This is a genomic window from Streptomyces nodosus (assembly GCF_008704995.1).
GTDB classification, from domain to species: Bacteria; Actinomycetota; Actinomycetes; order Streptomycetales; family Streptomycetaceae; genus Streptomyces; species Streptomyces nodosus.
The window spans coordinates 2708791-2724861 of the sequence record NZ_CP023747.1; the positions used below are offsets into that span (position 1 = coordinate 2708791).

The 16071-nt window shown below is 70.6% G+C and carries 13 protein-coding genes and 2 tRNA genes; 5 read left to right on the forward strand and 10 right to left on the reverse strand.

The window, feature by feature from the left end; all coding sequences use genetic code 11:
* Positions 1 to 97: 97 nt before the first annotated feature.
* Both tig and CP978_RS12305 read right to left on the reverse strand, forming a co-directional pair.
* Complete coding sequence (gene tig, locus CP978_RS12300) at positions 98 to 1492, reverse strand: trigger factor (protein WP_043440222.1); 1395 nt, start codon at positions 1490 to 1492, stop codon at positions 98 to 100.
* 203 nt (positions 1493 to 1695) lie between these two features.
* Positions 1696 to 1772, reverse strand: a tRNA-Pro gene (locus tag CP978_RS12305).
* A 150-nt stretch (positions 1773 to 1922) separates the two neighbouring features.
* On the opposite strand from CP978_RS12305, the gene CP978_RS12310 reads away from it, so the two are divergent.
* Positions 1923 to 1996, forward strand: a tRNA-Gly gene (locus tag CP978_RS12310).
* Positions 1997 to 2176: 180 nt separating this feature from the next.
* Here CP978_RS12310 and CP978_RS12315 read toward each other — a convergent pair.
* A complete protein-coding gene (locus tag CP978_RS12315; protein WP_043440224.1) occupies positions 2177 to 2371 on the reverse strand; it encodes a hypothetical protein in 195 nt (64 codons plus the stop codon).
* A 355-nt stretch (positions 2372 to 2726) separates the two neighbouring features.
* Between CP978_RS12315 and CP978_RS12320 the strand changes: the two genes are divergently transcribed.
* Positions 2727 to 3875, forward strand: a complete 1149-nt coding sequence (locus CP978_RS12320; RefSeq protein WP_043440225.1) for an acyltransferase family protein — start codon at positions 2727 to 2729, stop codon at positions 3873 to 3875.
* Positions 3876 to 3891: 16 nt separating this feature from the next.
* Here the strand turns inward: CP978_RS12320 and CP978_RS12325 are convergent, their stop codons facing one another.
* The 4 genes from CP978_RS12325 to CP978_RS12340 all read right to left on the reverse strand — a co-directional run bounded on the left by CP978_RS12325 (position 3892) and on the right by CP978_RS12340 (position 7370).
* The gene (locus CP978_RS12325; protein WP_043440226.1) at positions 3892 to 5070 is read right to left on the reverse strand and encodes a PP2C family protein-serine/threonine phosphatase; all 1179 of its coding nucleotides are present in this window, start codon (positions 5068 to 5070) and stop codon (positions 3892 to 3894) included.
* A 248-nt stretch (positions 5071 to 5318) separates the two neighbouring features.
* Positions 5319 to 6128, reverse strand: coding sequence for an Fpg/Nei family DNA glycosylase (locus CP978_RS12330; RefSeq protein WP_043440227.1), 810 nt, complete (start codon positions 6126 to 6128; stop codon positions 5319 to 5321).
* Between the two features lie 39 nt (positions 6129 to 6167).
* Complete coding sequence (locus CP978_RS12335; protein ID WP_043440228.1) at positions 6168 to 6653, reverse strand: ribose-5-phosphate isomerase; 486 nt, start codon at positions 6651 to 6653, stop codon at positions 6168 to 6170.
* 138 nt (positions 6654 to 6791) lie between these two features.
* Positions 6792 to 7370 (reverse strand): biotin transporter BioY, encoded by a 579-nt coding sequence (locus tag CP978_RS12340; protein WP_043440229.1) that lies wholly within the window; start codon positions 7368 to 7370, stop codon positions 6792 to 6794.
* A gap of 401 nt (positions 7371 to 7771) precedes the next feature.
* Between CP978_RS12340 and CP978_RS12345 the strand changes: the two genes are divergently transcribed.
* Positions 7772 to 8413 (forward strand): superoxide dismutase, encoded by a 642-nt coding sequence (locus tag CP978_RS12345; RefSeq protein WP_043440230.1) that lies wholly within the window; start codon positions 7772 to 7774, stop codon positions 8411 to 8413.
* A gap of 145 nt (positions 8414 to 8558) precedes the next feature.
* Here CP978_RS12345 and CP978_RS12350 read toward each other — a convergent pair whose 3' ends face one another.
* Complete coding sequence (locus tag CP978_RS12350) at positions 8559 to 9221, reverse strand: mycothiol-dependent nitroreductase Rv2466c family protein (RefSeq protein ID WP_043440232.1); 663 nt, start codon at positions 9219 to 9221, stop codon at positions 8559 to 8561.
* Between the two features lie 203 nt (positions 9222 to 9424).
* On the opposite strand from CP978_RS12350, the gene pepN reads away from it, so the two are divergent.
* Positions 9425 to 12037: an aminopeptidase N gene (gene pepN, locus CP978_RS12355; protein WP_043440234.1), complete on the forward strand. Its 2613-nt coding sequence runs from the start codon at positions 9425 to 9427 to the stop codon at positions 12035 to 12037.
* A gap of 172 nt (positions 12038 to 12209) precedes the next feature.
* Positions 12210 to 13274 carry a hypothetical protein gene (locus CP978_RS12360; RefSeq protein WP_043440236.1) on the forward strand — a complete coding sequence of 355 codons (1065 nt, stop codon included), beginning with the start codon at positions 12210 to 12212 and terminating at the stop codon, positions 13272 to 13274.
* 15 nt (positions 13275 to 13289) lie between these two features.
* Here CP978_RS12360 and CP978_RS12365 read toward each other — a convergent pair whose 3' ends face one another.
* Both CP978_RS12365 and CP978_RS12370 read right to left on the reverse strand, forming a co-directional pair.
* A complete protein-coding gene (locus CP978_RS12365; protein ID WP_043440237.1) occupies positions 13290 to 15065 on the reverse strand; it encodes a TIGR03767 family metallophosphoesterase in 1776 nt (591 codons plus the stop codon).
* 232 nt (positions 15066 to 15297) lie between these two features.
* Positions 15298 to 15756 (reverse strand): NUDIX hydrolase, encoded by a 459-nt coding sequence (locus tag CP978_RS12370; protein WP_174498626.1) that lies wholly within the window; start codon positions 15754 to 15756, stop codon positions 15298 to 15300.
* Positions 15757 to 16071 lie beyond the last annotated feature (315 nt).

The window sequence follows — 16071 nt, forward strand, 5'->3', positions numbered from 1 at the left end:
GGCCCCAGGGCGCGCTGTGCGTCCTGGGGCCCGTCGATCGTGCTTCGTGCCGCCTACGGCTCGGGGAGCCGCGTGCGGCCGGCCCGCCGCGCGGAGGTCACGCCTCCGGCTTCTCCTCGGCGGCCTCGACGGCCTCGGCGGAGTCCTTCGCGGCCTCGGTGGTGCCGGCCTCGTCCTCGTCCTCGTCGTCCAGGTCGACGATCTCGCCGTTGGTGTCCTTGACCGTGGCGGCCTCGACGACCGTGGCGAGCGCCTTGCCGCGGGCGACCTCGCCGACCAGCATCGGGACCTGGCCGCCCTCGACGACCGCCTGGGCGAACTGGTCGGGGGACATGCCGGAGGAGGCCGCGCGCCGCATGAGGTGCTCGGTGAGCTCCTCCTGGCTGACGTTCAGCTTCTCCCGGTTGACCAGCTCGTCGAGGACGAACTGGGTCTTGATGCCCTTGACCGCGGCCTCGCGGGTCTCGGTGTCGAACTCCTCGGCGGTCTTGCCCTGGATCTCCAGGTACTTCTCGATGGTCAGACCCATCTGCGGGAGCTGGTGGTGCTCCAGGTTGTGCTTACGGGTGTTGATCTCGTCCTCGAGGAGCTTCTCGGGGACCGGGACCTCGACCAGCTCGAGCAGCTTGTCCAGGACACGCTCCTGGGCCTGCGTGGCCTGGTCGTACTGCTTCATGTTGGCCAGGCGCTTGCGGCTGTCCGCCCGCAGCTCCTCCAGGGTGTCGAACTCCGACGCGAGCTGCGCGAACTCGTCGTCCAGCTCGGGCAGTTCACGGGCGGCGACCTGGGTGACCTTGACGGTGACCTCGGCCTCCTTGCCCGCGGCCGAGCCGCCCTTGAGCTCGGAGGTGAAGGTGCCCTCCTGGCCGGCCGACAGGCCCTTCACGGCCTCGTCGATGCCGTCCAGCAGCTCGCCGGAGCCGATGGTGTAGGAGACACCCTCGGCGACACCGTCCTCGAGGACCTCGCCCTCGACCTTGGCCTCCAGGTCGATGGTGACGACGTCGCCGTCCTCGGCGGCACGCTCGACGGGGCTCGTCGACGCGAAGCGGTCACGCAGCTGCTCGACCGACGTGTCGATGTCCTCGTCCGTCACCTCGATGGCGTCGACCTCGACCTCGATGCCGGAGTAGTCCGGGATCTCGATGGCGGGGCGGACGTCGACCTCGGCGGTGAAGGACAGCAGCTCGTTGTCCTTCAGCTCCTTGATGTCGACCTCGGGCTGGCCGAGCGGGTTGAGCTCGGCCTCGTTGACCGCCTCGGTGTAGAACTTCGGGAGCGCGTCGTTGACGGCCTCTTCCAGGACCGCACCGCGGCCGAACCGCTGGTCGATGACGCGGGCCGGGATCTTGCCCTTACGGAAGCCCTTCACCGTGACCTGCTGGTTGATCTTCTTGTACGCCGCGTCGAGGCTGTCCTTGAGCTCCTCGAAGGGCACCTCAACAGTGAGCCGAACCCGGGTCGGGTTCAGGGTCTCCACGGCGCTCTTCACGGTTCGGTCTCCTTGTGGCTGACTTCTTCGGGGTTCTGCCGAGATGTTCCACCCCGGACGGGTGGGCCTTCGGCGGATTCGCGGCCCCTGACCTGAGAGACGTGGCAGTGCAGACACACGGGCGCGCAGTTTGCATAGTAACCGCAGCCGGTCAGCGCCCCCAAGGTGATCACGCGAGTCGGTAACCGGGCGGCTCCGGCCGGTGGTCGGGGTGGCGGGATTTGAACCCACGGCCTTCCGCTCCCAAAGCGGACGCGCTACCAAGCTGCGCCACACCCCGTCTGGTGCGACACGTAGGGTACATGGCCGGACGGGATGCGTCGGCCGGATTGTTCATGGGCACGGACGCGGGCCGATGCGTTGGCCCCCGAGGCGGGCGACCCGCTACGATGCCTCCTGTGCCGCGGTCGCCGACCTGCGGCGCGCTGTCGCGGGCGTAGCTCAATGGTAGAGCCCTAGTCTTCCAAACTAGCTACGCGGGTTCGATTCCCGTCGCCCGCTCCATACGGCTCAGGGCCAGGCCCGAGGATCTTTCCTCCGCCTGGCCCCGAGTGTTTCCGGGGGCTGCGATCGATCAGTCCGCCACGTCCCCCGCGTGCCCCTGCGTGGCGACCGGTCCGATGGGCCCTTCCTCGAAGCCAGGAAGATCAGCAGGCCGACGGCTGAAGGCGCGGGGGGGAGCCGTCAGAAGCTGATGGAGTTGATGGTCTCGGCTATCGAGTCGAGGAACCGGGTGATGGACGGGGCCATACCGGACGATGCCAGGAAGAATCCGAAGAGGACCGCGACGATCGCCGGGCCCGGCTTGATCGAACCCCCGCGGATCAACACCACCAGGATGATCGCCAACAGCAGCACCGCTGACAGTGAAATGGCCACAACTGATCACACCCTCGATCGGTACTCTCCCGGCCCGGAGGCACCATCCCCTGCGCGCACCCCCGCTGGAACCATCGTGCCACCAACGGGCCTGCCCCATGCGGTCTCTGAGGCATCGCCGGTCACCTCGGCCGCGCGGCCCGCGCCGGACCCACCGCGAAGTGCGCCTTGTCGCAGTCCAGATGAATAGGGACACAACAGCCGTCCGTGAGAGGTGGATCGGCGCGACGGCGAATGTGCGAAAGAACACGTTCCGAATCCGTCGGCTTTTTCGCGTCGGGGGTACGCGCAGGCGAGAGCACGATGTACGTCGAAGGTTTTCCCTATGTACACGGACAACACCAGGGTTGGAGACATGTCTCACGCCGCCTCGTCCCCCACAACAGCGACAGACCCGTCCCCGGCCCGGCCCCCGGCGGACGGCATTCCGGGTCCCCGGGACGGCCGGGCGGCGCGACCGCCCGCCGGGCAGCGTGACCCGTTCTTCGACAACTCCAAGTACCTGGCGATCGTGCTGGTGGCGATGGGCCACGCCTGGGAGCCGCTGAGGGACGGCAACCGCATGATGGCGGCGCTGTATCTCTTCGTCTTCGCCTTCCACATGCCGGCGTTCATCGTCGTCTCCGGCTACTTCTCGCGCAGCTTCGACATGCGCCCCGACCGGCTGAAGCGGCTGCTGACGGGGGTCGTCGTGCCCTATGTCGTGTTCGAGACGGCGTTCGTGCTCTTCGAGCGTGCGGTCGGGGACGACCCGGACATGCCGATCAGCCTGACCGACCCCTGGTATCTGACGTGGTTCCTGATAGCGCTCTTCATATGGCGGTTGACGACCCCCGTCTGGAAGCTGGTCCGCCACCCGGTCCTGCTGTCCGTGGCGATCGCCACGCTGGCCTCCACCTCGCCCGACATCGGCGACGACCTCGACCTCCAGCGGGTGCTGCAGTTCCTGCCGTTCTTCGTCATCGGCCTGTCCCTGAAGCCGGAGCACTTCCAGCTGGTGCGGCGCCGCGCGGCACGCCTGCTGTCGGTGCCGGTGTTCGTCGGCGCCCTCGGCGTGGCCTGGTGGGCCGTGCCGCGGATGAACCCCGACTGGTTCTACCACCGCGACAGCGCGGAGGAGCTGGGGGCGCCCTGGTGGTGCGGGCCGGTGATGGAACTCGCCCTGCTGGGCTGCTCGCTGCTGCTCACGGTCTGCTTCTTCGCCTGGGTGCCGCGCCGCACGATGTGGTTCACGGGCCTGGGTGCGGGCACGCTGTACGGCTATCTGCTGCACGCGTTCGTGGTGAAGACCGCCCTGTACCGGGGCTGGTACGACGCACAGTGGGTGCAGGGGCCGCTGGGCGTGGTGTGTGTGACCGTCCTCGCGGGCGCTCTGGTGACGGCGCTGTGCACGCCACCGGTGCGGCGTGTCTTCCGGTGTGTGGTGGAGCCCAGGATGGAGTGGGCCTTCCGGAAGGACGCGGTGGAACTCGCCCGCGAACGCTCCGCGCCACCGGCCGGCTGAGGGCCGCGTGCCCGGCTCAGCGTGCGGCCAGCGCCGTCGGGCCCTCCCGGCAGATCAGGAGCAGCGCCCGGTCGTCGTTCACGTCCTTGGCCACCGCCTCGATGAGATGCCAGGCCGCGCCGTGGAAGCCGCCGGGCACATAGCGGTCGGCCTCGCCGGTGAGGCGGTCGATGCCCTCGACGATGTCCCGTTCCGCGGTCTCCACCAGGCCGTCGGTGAACAGCATCAGGACGTCGCCGGGGCGCAGCGCACCCTTCACGGAGTCGAACTGGGCGCCGTCGTACACCCCGAGAAGAGGGCCTTCGGCGGCCTTCTCCTCCCAGCGGCCGGTGCCCGCGCTGAGCTGAAGGCCCGGCGGATGTCCGGCCGAGTACAGCTCGTAGTCGCCCGACTCCAGGTCCAGGACCAGGTGGATGGAGGTCGCGAACCCCTCGTCCCAGTCCTGGCGCAGCAGATAGCCGTTGGCCGCGGGCAGGAAGGCGTGGGGCGGCAGCGATCCCAGCAGCCCGCCGAAGGCGCCGGACAGCAGGAGGGCGCGTGAGCCCGCGTCCATCCCTTTGCCCGAGACATCGGTCAGGACCACCTCCAGGGTGCGGCCCCCGTTGGTGCGGGCCGCCACCACGAAGTCACCCGAGAAGGACTGTCCGCCGGCCGGCCGGAGCGCCATCTCACGGTGCCAGCCCACCGGCAGTTTGGGCAGCTTGCTCTGGACCCGGATGCGTTCGCGCAGGTCGAAGAGCATGGTCCCGCCGCGCCGCCAGGGCACGCCGACCCTGCTGCGGAACTGCGCGATCAGCAGGCCGAAGAACCCGCAGGCCGCCACCACCAGCACGATGCCGGGCGTGACCCGCGAGGGTCCCTCCGTGTACGGGCCGAGTTCCACGGACTCGACGATCAGCGCGGTGGCCGCGGCCGCGTACAGACCGAGCAGGCTGGAGGGGCGGAGCAGCAGGCCGCCCGCCACGATCGGCAGGACCAGGGCGGCGGGTGAGCACCACACGGAGTCGATCAGGGTGGTCGCCGCGATCAACGGGACGGTCAGCAGCAGACCGGCCAGGGCGATCCAGTCCGATCCGTCCCCGCGGAAGTAGTCCACGGCGGATTTGCGCACACCGGTGCGGACCCGGTGCCATTGCTTCTTCAACCGGGCCGGCCACGTCTCGGCTTCCGCTCGCCGCTCTCGTCCTACTGCCATTGCTCGGGACCTTATCCATCGGACCAGCCGCTTGGCACGGGAGGTCCCACTTGTCCCTCGTCCGGGCACCGATCTTCACAGGAACCGGCCCCCCCACACCGGGGGGATATCACCCCGCTCACCCCGATTGCCCCGGTGAGTGGGGCCCTTGCCGCGCCACGGAGATCGCGAAGGGCGAACACGCCCTGGGCGCACCGCTGTTCAGGCACCGTACCGGTGCGTGCCGGGCGGCGAGAACTGGCGGGGTGCTAGCGGGGTCGCTGGCAGTCCGGGCACCAGAACAGATTGCGGGCGGCGAGACCGGCGGTGCGGATCTCGCCGCCACAGACATGGCAGGGCAGGGTCGCCCTGCGGTACACGTACACCTCACCGCCGTGGTCGTCGACGCGCGGCGGGCGGCCCATGGCCTCGGGGGTGTGTTCCGGGCGGACGGTGTCGATGCGGTTGTTCCGGACGCCCTCCCGCATCAGGGCGACGAGGTCGGCCCAGATCGCGTCCCATTCGGCGGGGGTGATGTCCCTGCCGGGCCGGTAGGGGTGGATGCCGTGCCGGAAGAGGACCTCGGCGCGGTAGACGTTGCCGACGCCGGCGATGACCTTCTGGTCCATCAGCAGGGCGGCGACGGTGGTGCGGCTACGGGAGATCCGGCGGTACGCGGCGTCGGGGTCGGCGTCCGGGCGCAGCGGGTCGGGGCCGAGGCGGCCGTGGACGGCGGCCTTCTCCTCGTCGGTGATCAGCGCGCAGGTGGTGGGGCCGCGCAGGTCGAGATAGGAGTCCGGGTCGGCCAGGCGGAGGCGGACCGTGTCGGTGGGCGGGGGCGCGGGGGCGCCGCCGAAGGTGACCTTGCCGAAGAGGCCCAGGTGGATATGGACCCAGTCGTCGCGGAAGCCGAGGAAGAGGTGCTTGCCATGGGCGTCGGCGGTGTGCAGCTCGGCCCCGTCGAGAAGGGCCGCGGCGTCGGCGAACTTGCCCTGGGGGCTGGTGACACGGACGGCGCGGCCCGCGAACCGGGCGGCGCAGTCCTCGGCCAGCCGATGAATGGTGTGCCCCTCCGGCACGGTCGTCGTACCTCCCGACGCATGTCGTCCGGCAGTGGATCAGGCCTGCGGGTGGTGCGGGGGGATCGGGGGGAGGTCGCCCGTGGTCTCGTACGCGGTCAGCATGCCGATGCGCCGCTCGTGCCGCTCGTCGCCCGAGAACGGCGTGTTCAGGAAGGTCTCGACGAACCTGGTCGCCTCTTCCTGGGTGTGCATCCGCGCGCCCACCGCGACGACGTTGGCGTTGTTGTGCTGCCGGCCCAGGGACGCCGTCTCCTCGCTCCAGGCGAGGGCCGCCCGTACGCCCTTCACCTTGTTCGCGGCGATCTGCTCGCCGTTGCCGGAGCCGCCGATCACGATGCCGAGGGAGTCGGGGTCCGCGGCCGTGCGCTCCGCCGCGCGGAGGCAGAACGGCGGGTAGTCGTCCTGGGCGTCGAAGATATGGGGCCCGCAGTCGACGGGCTCGTGGCCGGCCGCCTCGAGCCAGTCGACGAGGTGGTTCTTCAGTTCGTAGCCGGCATGGTCGGAGCCGAGATACACGCGCATGGGGCGAGTGTTTCACGGCCGACGCCCATCGGCTTCTCCGGGTATCGCCTTCTCCGGGTGCGGAGAAGGCGGCCTGCGGGCCCGCCGCGGGGGCGGGCGTGTCCGGGGGCCGGGTGCACCGCCCGGCCCCCGACGGGGTCACTTCCTGACGAGCTTCCAGACGCTGGGCAGCAGACCCATCGCCAGCGCCGCCTTCAGCGCGTCGCCGATCAGGAACGGCACCAGACCGGCCGCGAGCGCGGCGCTCAGGGACATGCCGGTGGCGACGGCCAGATACGGCACGCCGACCGCGTAGATGATCGCCTCGCCCAGCAGCATCGCACCGGCCGTGCGCAGCACCGAGCGGTCGGCTCCGCGGCGGGCGAGGGCGCCCACGGCGGCGACGGCGAGCATCATGCCGAGGACATAGCCGAAGGAGGCACCGCCGGCACCGGAGGCACCGCCGGCGAACCACGGGACACCGGCGGATCCGGCCAGCGCGTACAGCGCGAGGGCCAGGAAGCCGCGGCCGGCGCCGAGGGAGGTGCCCACCAGGAGCGCCGCGAAGGTCTGGCCGGTCACCGGCACCGGGGAGTGCGGCACGGGCACCGCGATCTGCGCGGCGAGCCCGGTGAGCGCGGCGCCGCCGGCCACGAGGGCGATGTCCCGGACGCGGGATGCGGGCAGCAGGTCGGCGAGGACCTCGCCGGGGCGTGCTATGGCGGTGGCGGTACTCATGAAGGGCTCACTCCGGCGCTGAGGGGGGCGGTTCGGGAACAGGGCGACGCTATCCCAGGGCCGGTGGGCCGATCACCGTCAGCGCTCGACAAAGGGCGGATCCACGGCTTGGTGGATCTTCCACAAAAGACCCGCCTTACACCCGGCGCGAGGTGATACCGGTCACGAAGCCGGACCGGCCGTCGACAGGGGAACGGATCTGTCGGGCGTCTGTAGGGTTCCACCAATTCGGGCCGCCCTTCGCTGCGACCTCCGGGCGGACCCGCACCATCCACCACACCCCCCTGAGGGGCCCTCGACCGGGACGGACGACGGGCCCCGCCTGTTGCCCTCCCGGCCTCTTTTGTTGCTAACGTGTAGTTGCAAGCCCTTTGCAATAAGAGGTTTCGGAGGGGACCGTCATGCCCGTCTACACGCTGCCCGACCTGCCGTACGACTACTCCGCGCTCGCTCCCGTGATCAGCCCCGAGATCATCGAGCTGCATCACGACAAGCACCACGCGGCGTACGTCAAGGGCGCCAACGACACGCTGGAGCAGCTCGCCGAGGCACGGGACAAGGACCAGTGGGGCTCGGTCAACGGCCTGGAGAAGAACCTGGCCTTCCACCTTTCCGGCCACATCCTGCACTCGATCTACTGGCACAACATGACCGGTGACGGCGGCGGTGAGCCCCTGGCCGCCGACGGTGTGGGCGGCCTCGCGGACGCGATCGCGGAGTCCTTCGGATCGTTCGCCAATTTCAAGGCCCAGCTCACCAAGGCCGCCGCGACCACCCAGGGATCCGGCTGGGGTGTCCTCGCCCATGAGCCGCTCAGCGGACGGCTGATCGTCGAACAGATCTACGACCACCAGGGCAACGTCGGCCAGGGTTCCACCCCGATCCTGGTCTTCGACGCCTGGGAGCACGCCTTCTATCTGCAGTACAAGAACCAGAAGGTGGACTTCATCGAGGCCATGTGGCAGGTCGTCGACTGGCAGGACGTGGCACGGCGCTACGAGGCCGCCAAGTCCCGCGCCGATGTGCTGCTGCTCGCTCCCTGAGAAGTCCGAGGCGTCCTGCTCGTGATCGTCTTCTCACCCTTCACGTGGCAGGCGGAAAAAAGGGGCGGCCCCGCGAGGACCAGACTCGCGGGGCCGTTCCCTGTCTCGGAGGGCGCTGAAGCGTCCCGGAGACTGCTGAAGCGTCTCAGAGGTTGCTGAAGTCCGGGCCCTTGGTCCGGGTGCGCTTGATCTCGTAGAAGCCCGGCACCGAGGCCACCGCCAGCGTGCCGTCCCACAGCTTCGCGGCATCCTCGCCCTTGGGGGCCGGGGTGACCACCGGGCCGAAGAAGGCGATCTGCTCGCCGTCGTCGCCCGGAACCGCGATCACCGGCGTGCCCACCTCCTGGCCCACCTTGTCGATGCCCTCCTTGTGCGAGGCGCGCAGCTCGGCCTCGAACTCGAAGTCCTCCTGATCGGCGTAGTCGACCAGATCGGCGGGCAGCCCGGCGTCCTTCAGCGCGGCGGCGATCGACTCCGTCGTCGCCCCCTCGCCCTGGTTGTGGAAACGGGTGCCGAGCGCGGTGTAGAGCGGGCCGAGCACCTCCGCCCCGTGCTTCTGCCAGGCCGCGGTCACCACACGCACCGGCTTCCAGGCCTTGGTGGCGAGCATCTCCCGGTACTCCTCGGGCAGCTGGTCCAGCTTGTCCTCGTTGAGCACGGCCAGGCTCATGATGTGCCAGCGCACCTCGATGTCGCGGACCTTCTCCACTTCCAGGACCCAGCGCGAGGTCATCCAGGCCCAGGGGCACAGCGGGTCGAACCAGAAGTCGACAGGGGTCTTTCCGGAAGCGGTCGCGGTTTCGGACATGACTCTCCTCATGATGCGGTCGTGGACTGTGCAACATCGACGGTCGCCCCGGCCATTCCCGGTGACACGGATCCGCTCCCCGGAAAGCGGACGAGCCGTGTCCGGGGACACGGGCGAGGTGTGCCCCGATGCCCGCGTCAGGAGCACATGGCAGGATCGGTCCTGTTCAAGCCATTCAGCCGACCCCCGAGGGAGTGCCGCCCGTGCCCGGTGAGAATCTGTCCCGCGACGAGGCCCAGGAGCGGGCCGCCCTGCTGTCCGTCGACGGGTACGAGGTGTCGCTCGACCTGCGGTCCGCCGTGGGCGAGGGACCCGGCGACGCGGACGGCGAGCCGCGCACGTTCCGCTCGGTCACCACGATCCGCTTCCGCTGCGCCGAGCCGGGCGCCGGCAGCTTCGCCGATCTGATCGCCCCGAGCGTCACCGCGGTCTCGCTCAACGGCAAGGACCTCGACCCCAGCGAGGTCTTCGACGGCACCCGGATCCAGCTGGAGGACCTGGCCGCCGAGAACGAGCTGGTGGTCGACGCCCAGTGCGCCTACTCCCGCACCGGCGAGGGCCTGCACCGCTTCGTCGACCCGGAGGACGGCGAGGTCTATCTGTACACCCAGTACGAGCCCGCCGACTCCCGCCGGGTCTTCGCCAACTTCGAGCAGCCGGACCTCAAGGCCCCCTTCCGCTTCGAGGTCCGCGCCCCCGAGGGCTGGACGGCATGGAGCAACGGCGCCGGCGAACTGCAGGACGGGGTCTGGCGGTTCGCGGAGACCAAGCCGATCTCCACCTACATCACCGCGGTGGTGGCAGGGCCGTACCACTATGTCACCGACAGCTACTCGCGCACCTTCGACGACGGTACGACGCTGGAGATCCCGCTCGGCGCCATGTGCCGCAAGGGCCTGGCCAAGCACTTCGACGCGGACGACGTCTTCCTGGTCACCAAGCAGGGCCTGGACTTCTTCCACGACCACTTCGACTACCCGTACCCCTTCGGGAAGTACGACCAGGCGTTCGTGCCGGAGTACAACCTGGGCGCGATGGAGAACCCGGGGATGGTCACCTTCCGCGAGGAGTTCATCTTCCGCGGCAAGGTCACCCAGGCGTCCTACGAGCGCCGGGCCAATGTGATCCTGCACGAGATGGCGCACATGTGGTTCGGCGACCTGGTGACCATGGTGTGGTGGGACGACCTGTGGCTGAAGGAGTCCTTCGCGGACTTCATGGGCTCCTTCTCCCTGGTGGAGGCGACCCGTTTCACCGACGGCTGGATCACCTTCGCCAACAACCGCAAGGCCTGGGCGTACCGCGCCGACCAGCTGCCCTCCACCCACCCCGTCACGGCGGACATCCGTGACCTGGAGGACGCCAAGCTCAACTTCGACGGCATCACCTACGCCAAGGGTGCCGCCGTGCTGAAGCAGCTGGTGGCGTATGCCGGCCGGGACGCCTTCCTGGAGGGCGCCCGCCGCTACTTCAAGCGGAACGCCTACGGGAACACCCGCCTCGGCGACCTGCTGTCGGTGCTGGAGGAGACCAGCGGCCGGGACATGACGACCTGGGCGCGGTCCTGGCTGCAGACGGCGGGCGTCAACTCCCTCACCCCGCAGGTGCGTCTGGACGAGGACGGCCGGATCGCCGAGCTGTCGGTGCTCCAGGAGGCCGCCGGCCCGGCCCATCAGACGGCTCCGCCGTCGGGCACCCCGGAACTGCGCCCGCACCGGGTCGCGGTGGGCCTGTACCGCAGCGAGGGGGGCGCGCTCGTCCGGTACGCGCGTGCCGAGACGGACGTCCACGGTCCGCGTACGGTGATCGGTGAACTGGCCGGTGCCGGGGCCCCGGAGCTGGTGCTGGTCAACGACGACGACCTCACCTACTGCAAGATGCGTCTCGACGACGTCTCCCTGGCCACCCTGAAGGACCGTCTCGGCGACATCACCGACCCGCTGGCGCGCGCCCTGTGCTGGTCGGCGCTGTGGAATCTGACCCGGGACGCGCTGCTGCCCGCCCGGGACTTCATCGACCTGGTGCTGCGGTTCGCCGGCCGTGAGTCCGACATCGGGGTGCTCCAGATGCTGCACGCCTGGGCGAACTCGGCGCAGACGCACTATGCGGCGCCCGAGTGGCGGGCCACGGGCGGGCGGCTGCTGGCCGAGGGTGCGCTGCGCGAGCTGCGCCGGGCCGAGCCGGGCAGCCAGCATCAGCTGACCTGGGCGCGGTTCTTCGCGGCGACGGCCTCGCAGGAGGCGGAGCTGCGGCTGCTGCGGGAGCTGCTGGACGGCACCGCGACGATCGAGGGTCTCGAGGTGGACCAGGAGCTGCGCTGGGCGTTCCTGGAGCCGCTGGCCGCGCACGGCGCCGCGGACGGTTCGGTGCTCGCGGCGGAACTGGCCCGTGACGACACCGCCTCCGGCAAGCGCCACCAGGTCCGCTGTCTGGCCGCGCGCCCCTCGGCGGAGGTCAAGGCGCAGGCGTGGGCCCGGGTCGTGGAGTCCGACACCCTGTCGAACGCGCTGGTCGAGGCGACCATCGCGGGCATGGTGCAGCCCTCGCAGCGGGAACTCCTCGCCCCGTACACCGAGCGGTACTTCGCGGTGATCGAGCGGGTGTGGGCCGAGCGGTCCATCCAGATCGGGATGGATGTGGTGAGGGGCCTGTTCCCGTCGCTGCGGGACTCCCGGGAGACGCTGGACGCGACGGACGCCTGGCTCACCGCCCATGAGTCGGCGCCCCCGGCGCTGCGCAGGCTGGTGCTCGAGGCGCGCGACGACCTGGCACGCGCCCTCAGGGCCCAGGCGCGGGACGCGCGGACGGCCGGCTGAGGCGGCCCTGTTCCGTTCCGGCCCGGGTGGGCGGCTCCCATGGAGCGCCTGCCCGGGCAGGAGACCCTTTCGACCGTCGAACGCATGTATTTTTGTGTCATCTTGTCCTTATTTGTCGACAGGTATGTCACAACGGTGAAGAGAGGGGCCGAAGGCGGGAACCTCCAGGGACATGACCCACAACACCCCGCTCTCCCCCCGCCCCCTCCACCACCTCTCCCAGGTGCAGCGCCGGGTGCTGACCACGGCCCAGCTGCACGCCCACGGTGTGACCTCCGCCGAGACGGACGAGCGCTGCCGGCCCGGCGGCCCCTGGCAGCAGTTCCTGCCGGGGGTGTATCTGCTGCACCCGGGCCCGCCGACCTCCGCGGAACGTCTCCAGGCGGTCCTGCTCTACGCCAGGGGCCCGGCACACGGCAACCCGGCGCACGGTGTCCCGGCCCAGCCGGGCGCGGACGGCCGGAATCCCCCACGGCGCCGGCCGGACGCGATCCTCACGGGGCCGGCCGCGCTCGCCCTGCACGGCTTCGCCGGCGCACCCCCGCTGACCTCGCTGGAGAAGATCGACGTCCTGGTCCCGCGGTCGCGCCGACTGCGCGGCACGGGCTGCGCCCGGGTGCTGCGCACCTCCGAGATGCCGAGCCCCGTGCCGGTGACCGGGCTGCCGGTCGCGCCGGTGCCGCGCGCCCTGGCGGACACGGTGACCCATCTGTCGGACGCCGACGCGGTGCGCCGGCTGCTGAGCGAGGCGGTGCGCGGCGGCCACTGCGAACCGGCCTGTGTGGTCAGGGAACTGCACCGGGCGCGGCTGCTGAGCCGCCCGCATCTGGTGGCGGCGGTGGACGCGCTGCTCGCGGAGCGCCGGGCCGTCGCCGAGGAGCGTCTGTACCGGATGGTACGGGAGCACGGCCTCCCGGACCCGGTGTGGAATGTGGATCTGAAGCTCCCCGGCGGCCCCTGGCTCGGCGGTCTGGACGCCTACTGGCCCCGGCAGGCGGTGGCCCTGGAGCTGGACACCCGTGCCCCGCGCCACGGTTCCCGCCAGGAGCACGACACCCAGTGGTCGGAGTACGCCCGCAAGCGTGAGCTCCTGGAGCGGCTCGGCATCACGGTCCTCCACATCACCCCGAAGAAGCTGCGGGACGCACCGGAGCAGCAGGCGGCGGTGGTCCGCACGGCGCTGTCGGCGTCGACGGACCGGGCGCCGGCCGCACAGATCATGGTGCTGCCCCGGTAGGACCGTGCCCGCCGATCAGCCCTTCTTCAGCACCAGTTCCGTGTTGCGGTCCGTCGCCTCGCCCGCCCGGGCCGGCTTGGCGCCGGGCGCGTTGAAGGCCAGTTCGCGGTAGAGGGCGGCCAGCCCCGGCTGGGAGAGATCGGTGACATCCGTGCGGTACGGGGCCGCGGACTCGATCAGGGTGGTGAAGACCGAGAGCGTGCCGTCCTTGTTGTCCACCAGCTCGATGATCCGGGCGAGTTGGGGGTGGTCCACATGCGAGGCGGTGGAGATCTCCCAGAAGGAGTGTCCGCCGGGGACGGAGTGCGGGGTGATCACGTTCTTGTGGACATGGCCGTTCACCCAGGCCAGCACATTGGGGTGGCCCCCGAGGAGGGTGACCAGCTCGGCGCCGCTGTGCCGCCGTTCGCCGGGGCGGGCCGGGTCGGGTCGGGTGTTCTCCATGCTCGTGCTGGTGTGGTGGCTGAAGATCACGGCGTACTCGTCCCGGTGGTCACGCAGCGTCCTGTCCAGCCAGTTCGCCTGGGCCGTTCCGATGGACCCGAGGTAGTGGCCGCCCGCGTCCGTGGTGTCGAGGCTGATGCCGATGACGTCGTCGCTGATGCGGAAGGAGTAGTACTGGGTGCCGGCGTCCACGTTCGCCTGTGCATAGCCGTGACCGACCGGTCCCGCGCCGGTGTACGCCGGGTCGAGATGGGCCTTGAGGTATTCGTCGGCGGTGTAGGGGGCGCGCTTCTCGTCGGGGGTGACCGCGCGCATCTCACGGGTGTGCGCCCTGAGCAGATCACGGAACCGGAGGCCCACCGGGTCCGTGGCGTCGCTGATCGCCTGCTGGAGCGTCGCCGCCTCGGCCGCGGACAGGCTCATCAGCTTTCTGCCGCCGATGGCGTACTCGGCCAGATACGGGTCGCCCTGGCCGTAGCAGCCCAGCGGCAGGGCGTCATGGTTGCCGACCGTGGAGTACCAGGGCAGCCGGAGGCCGGGGCTGCGTACCTCGCCGATCGCGGCGGCCAGGAAGCCGGGGATGTGCGGGAAGCCCTTCCGCTTGTCGGCGTCGCGCACGGTCGAGTCGGGCTGCCAGTACAGGTCGAGCCCGCTGTTCTGGACGCCCTCGTAGTGCCGTGGATCACCGGAGTTAGGGGTGATACGGCCACCGCTCATGACCTTCATGTACCACTCCAGCTCGGAGTGGGCGTTGTTGTCGGTGTTGTCGCCGGTGGTCATGACGAAGCCGAGGGGAGCACCGGTGGCGGGGGCCCCGTGCAGCGAGTTGACCCGTTCCACCAGGGCGATCGCGCCGGGCACGCTCAGCGCCTCCTGGGGCCGCCAGGCGTGCTGGTCGGTGGAGCGCAGATACTCCAGGCGCAGCGGATGCTGACAGTCCGCCAGATGCAGATCGGTGAACTGCACGAAGGCGGCCAGCGGGGTGCGACGGTCGGCACGGCCGGACCGGGGCTCGGCCAGCTCCCCGCGCACCACGCGCTTCCAGCCGGGGCCGTCGCCCAGCCGACGGTAGCCGGAGCCGGAGCCGGGCGTGGCGACACCGGCGAGGGTGGTGCCATGGGTGTACGGGCCCGGGGTCGCGGCCGTCGCCCGCCCGGACACGGCGACGGGCGCCTCCCCCGCGGGCACCTCCCCGGCGAGGGAGCCGACCGGGGCGCCGGTGGCGTGGCTCGGGCCGGGCCGCAGCGCCAGTCCGAGGCCCGTGGTGAGGGAGGCCGCCCCGGCGGCGGCGAGCAGGGTGCGACGATTCAGAGCGGCCGCCGTGGCGACAGAGCGTAGGCGCGGCATGGCGCGATCTCCCCGGGTGCGAACGCATCGGCAGTGGTCGCGGGACCGTCGCGGTCGCGAACGTCCCGCTCTCCCTGGATCGTCGGCACCGGGGGTGACCCGGGAGTGAACGCCACGGCAAGCCGCGACACCGATCACCGAACGTGGATCTTGGACTACCCTGCGCGTTCACGACCGCTCGTCGAACGTCCCGGAGGCGGTCACTCCGTGTTCATCTCGCGGGGTACGGAGGTCAGAGGCCGGGGAGGGCGGGCCGTCCCGCCGGGGGACGCTCCCGCCACAGGGCGAGCCCGGCGTCGACGAGCCCCACACGCTGCAGCCCGGGCACGGCGGAGAGGTCCTGCCAGGCCGCCATGTCCGTGGATCCGCCGATCTCGTCGCGCAGTTCGCCCCCGATGACGCGGCCTTCGTAGACGAGCCGTACGCCGTGATGGTCGACGGTGTCGCCGAGGCGGCCGCGGAAGCTGCGGCGGACCGAGTCCACGCCGAGCAGCCCGGTGAGCTCGATGCGGTAGCCGGTCTCCTCCTCCACCTCCCTCAGCACGGTGTCGTAGGGGTCCTCGCCGTGCTCCATGCCGCCGCCGGGCAAGGTCCACTTCGGCGTGCCGTCGATGCCCGGCAGCCGGGCGAGCAGCAGCCGGTCCTCGTGCACACAGACGGCGTAGGCCGCCACCCTCAAGTCCTTCCGCATCCCGGGACGGTAACCCGCGGGGGCGGGATCGGCACCCGGGTATTCCCGTCGCCCGGCGAGGTGCGCGGACCTCGCGCGCACGCCGTCCCGAAGGCCCCTGGACTACGCGCGTAGGGAACAGCCACGGACCGCGGGATTGCCCCGGCATGCACCGCTACATCCCCGATGGCGTATGGCGGGATTACGCCATGCGACAATCCCGTCTCGGTCAAGCCTCCCCAAACTTCTGCCCCTTGGGTAAACCTGAGCGGTCACCCGGACCCGAAATCCGGACGACAACGGTCAGGATCCGTTCACCTCGGGTTCTGCCTCCCC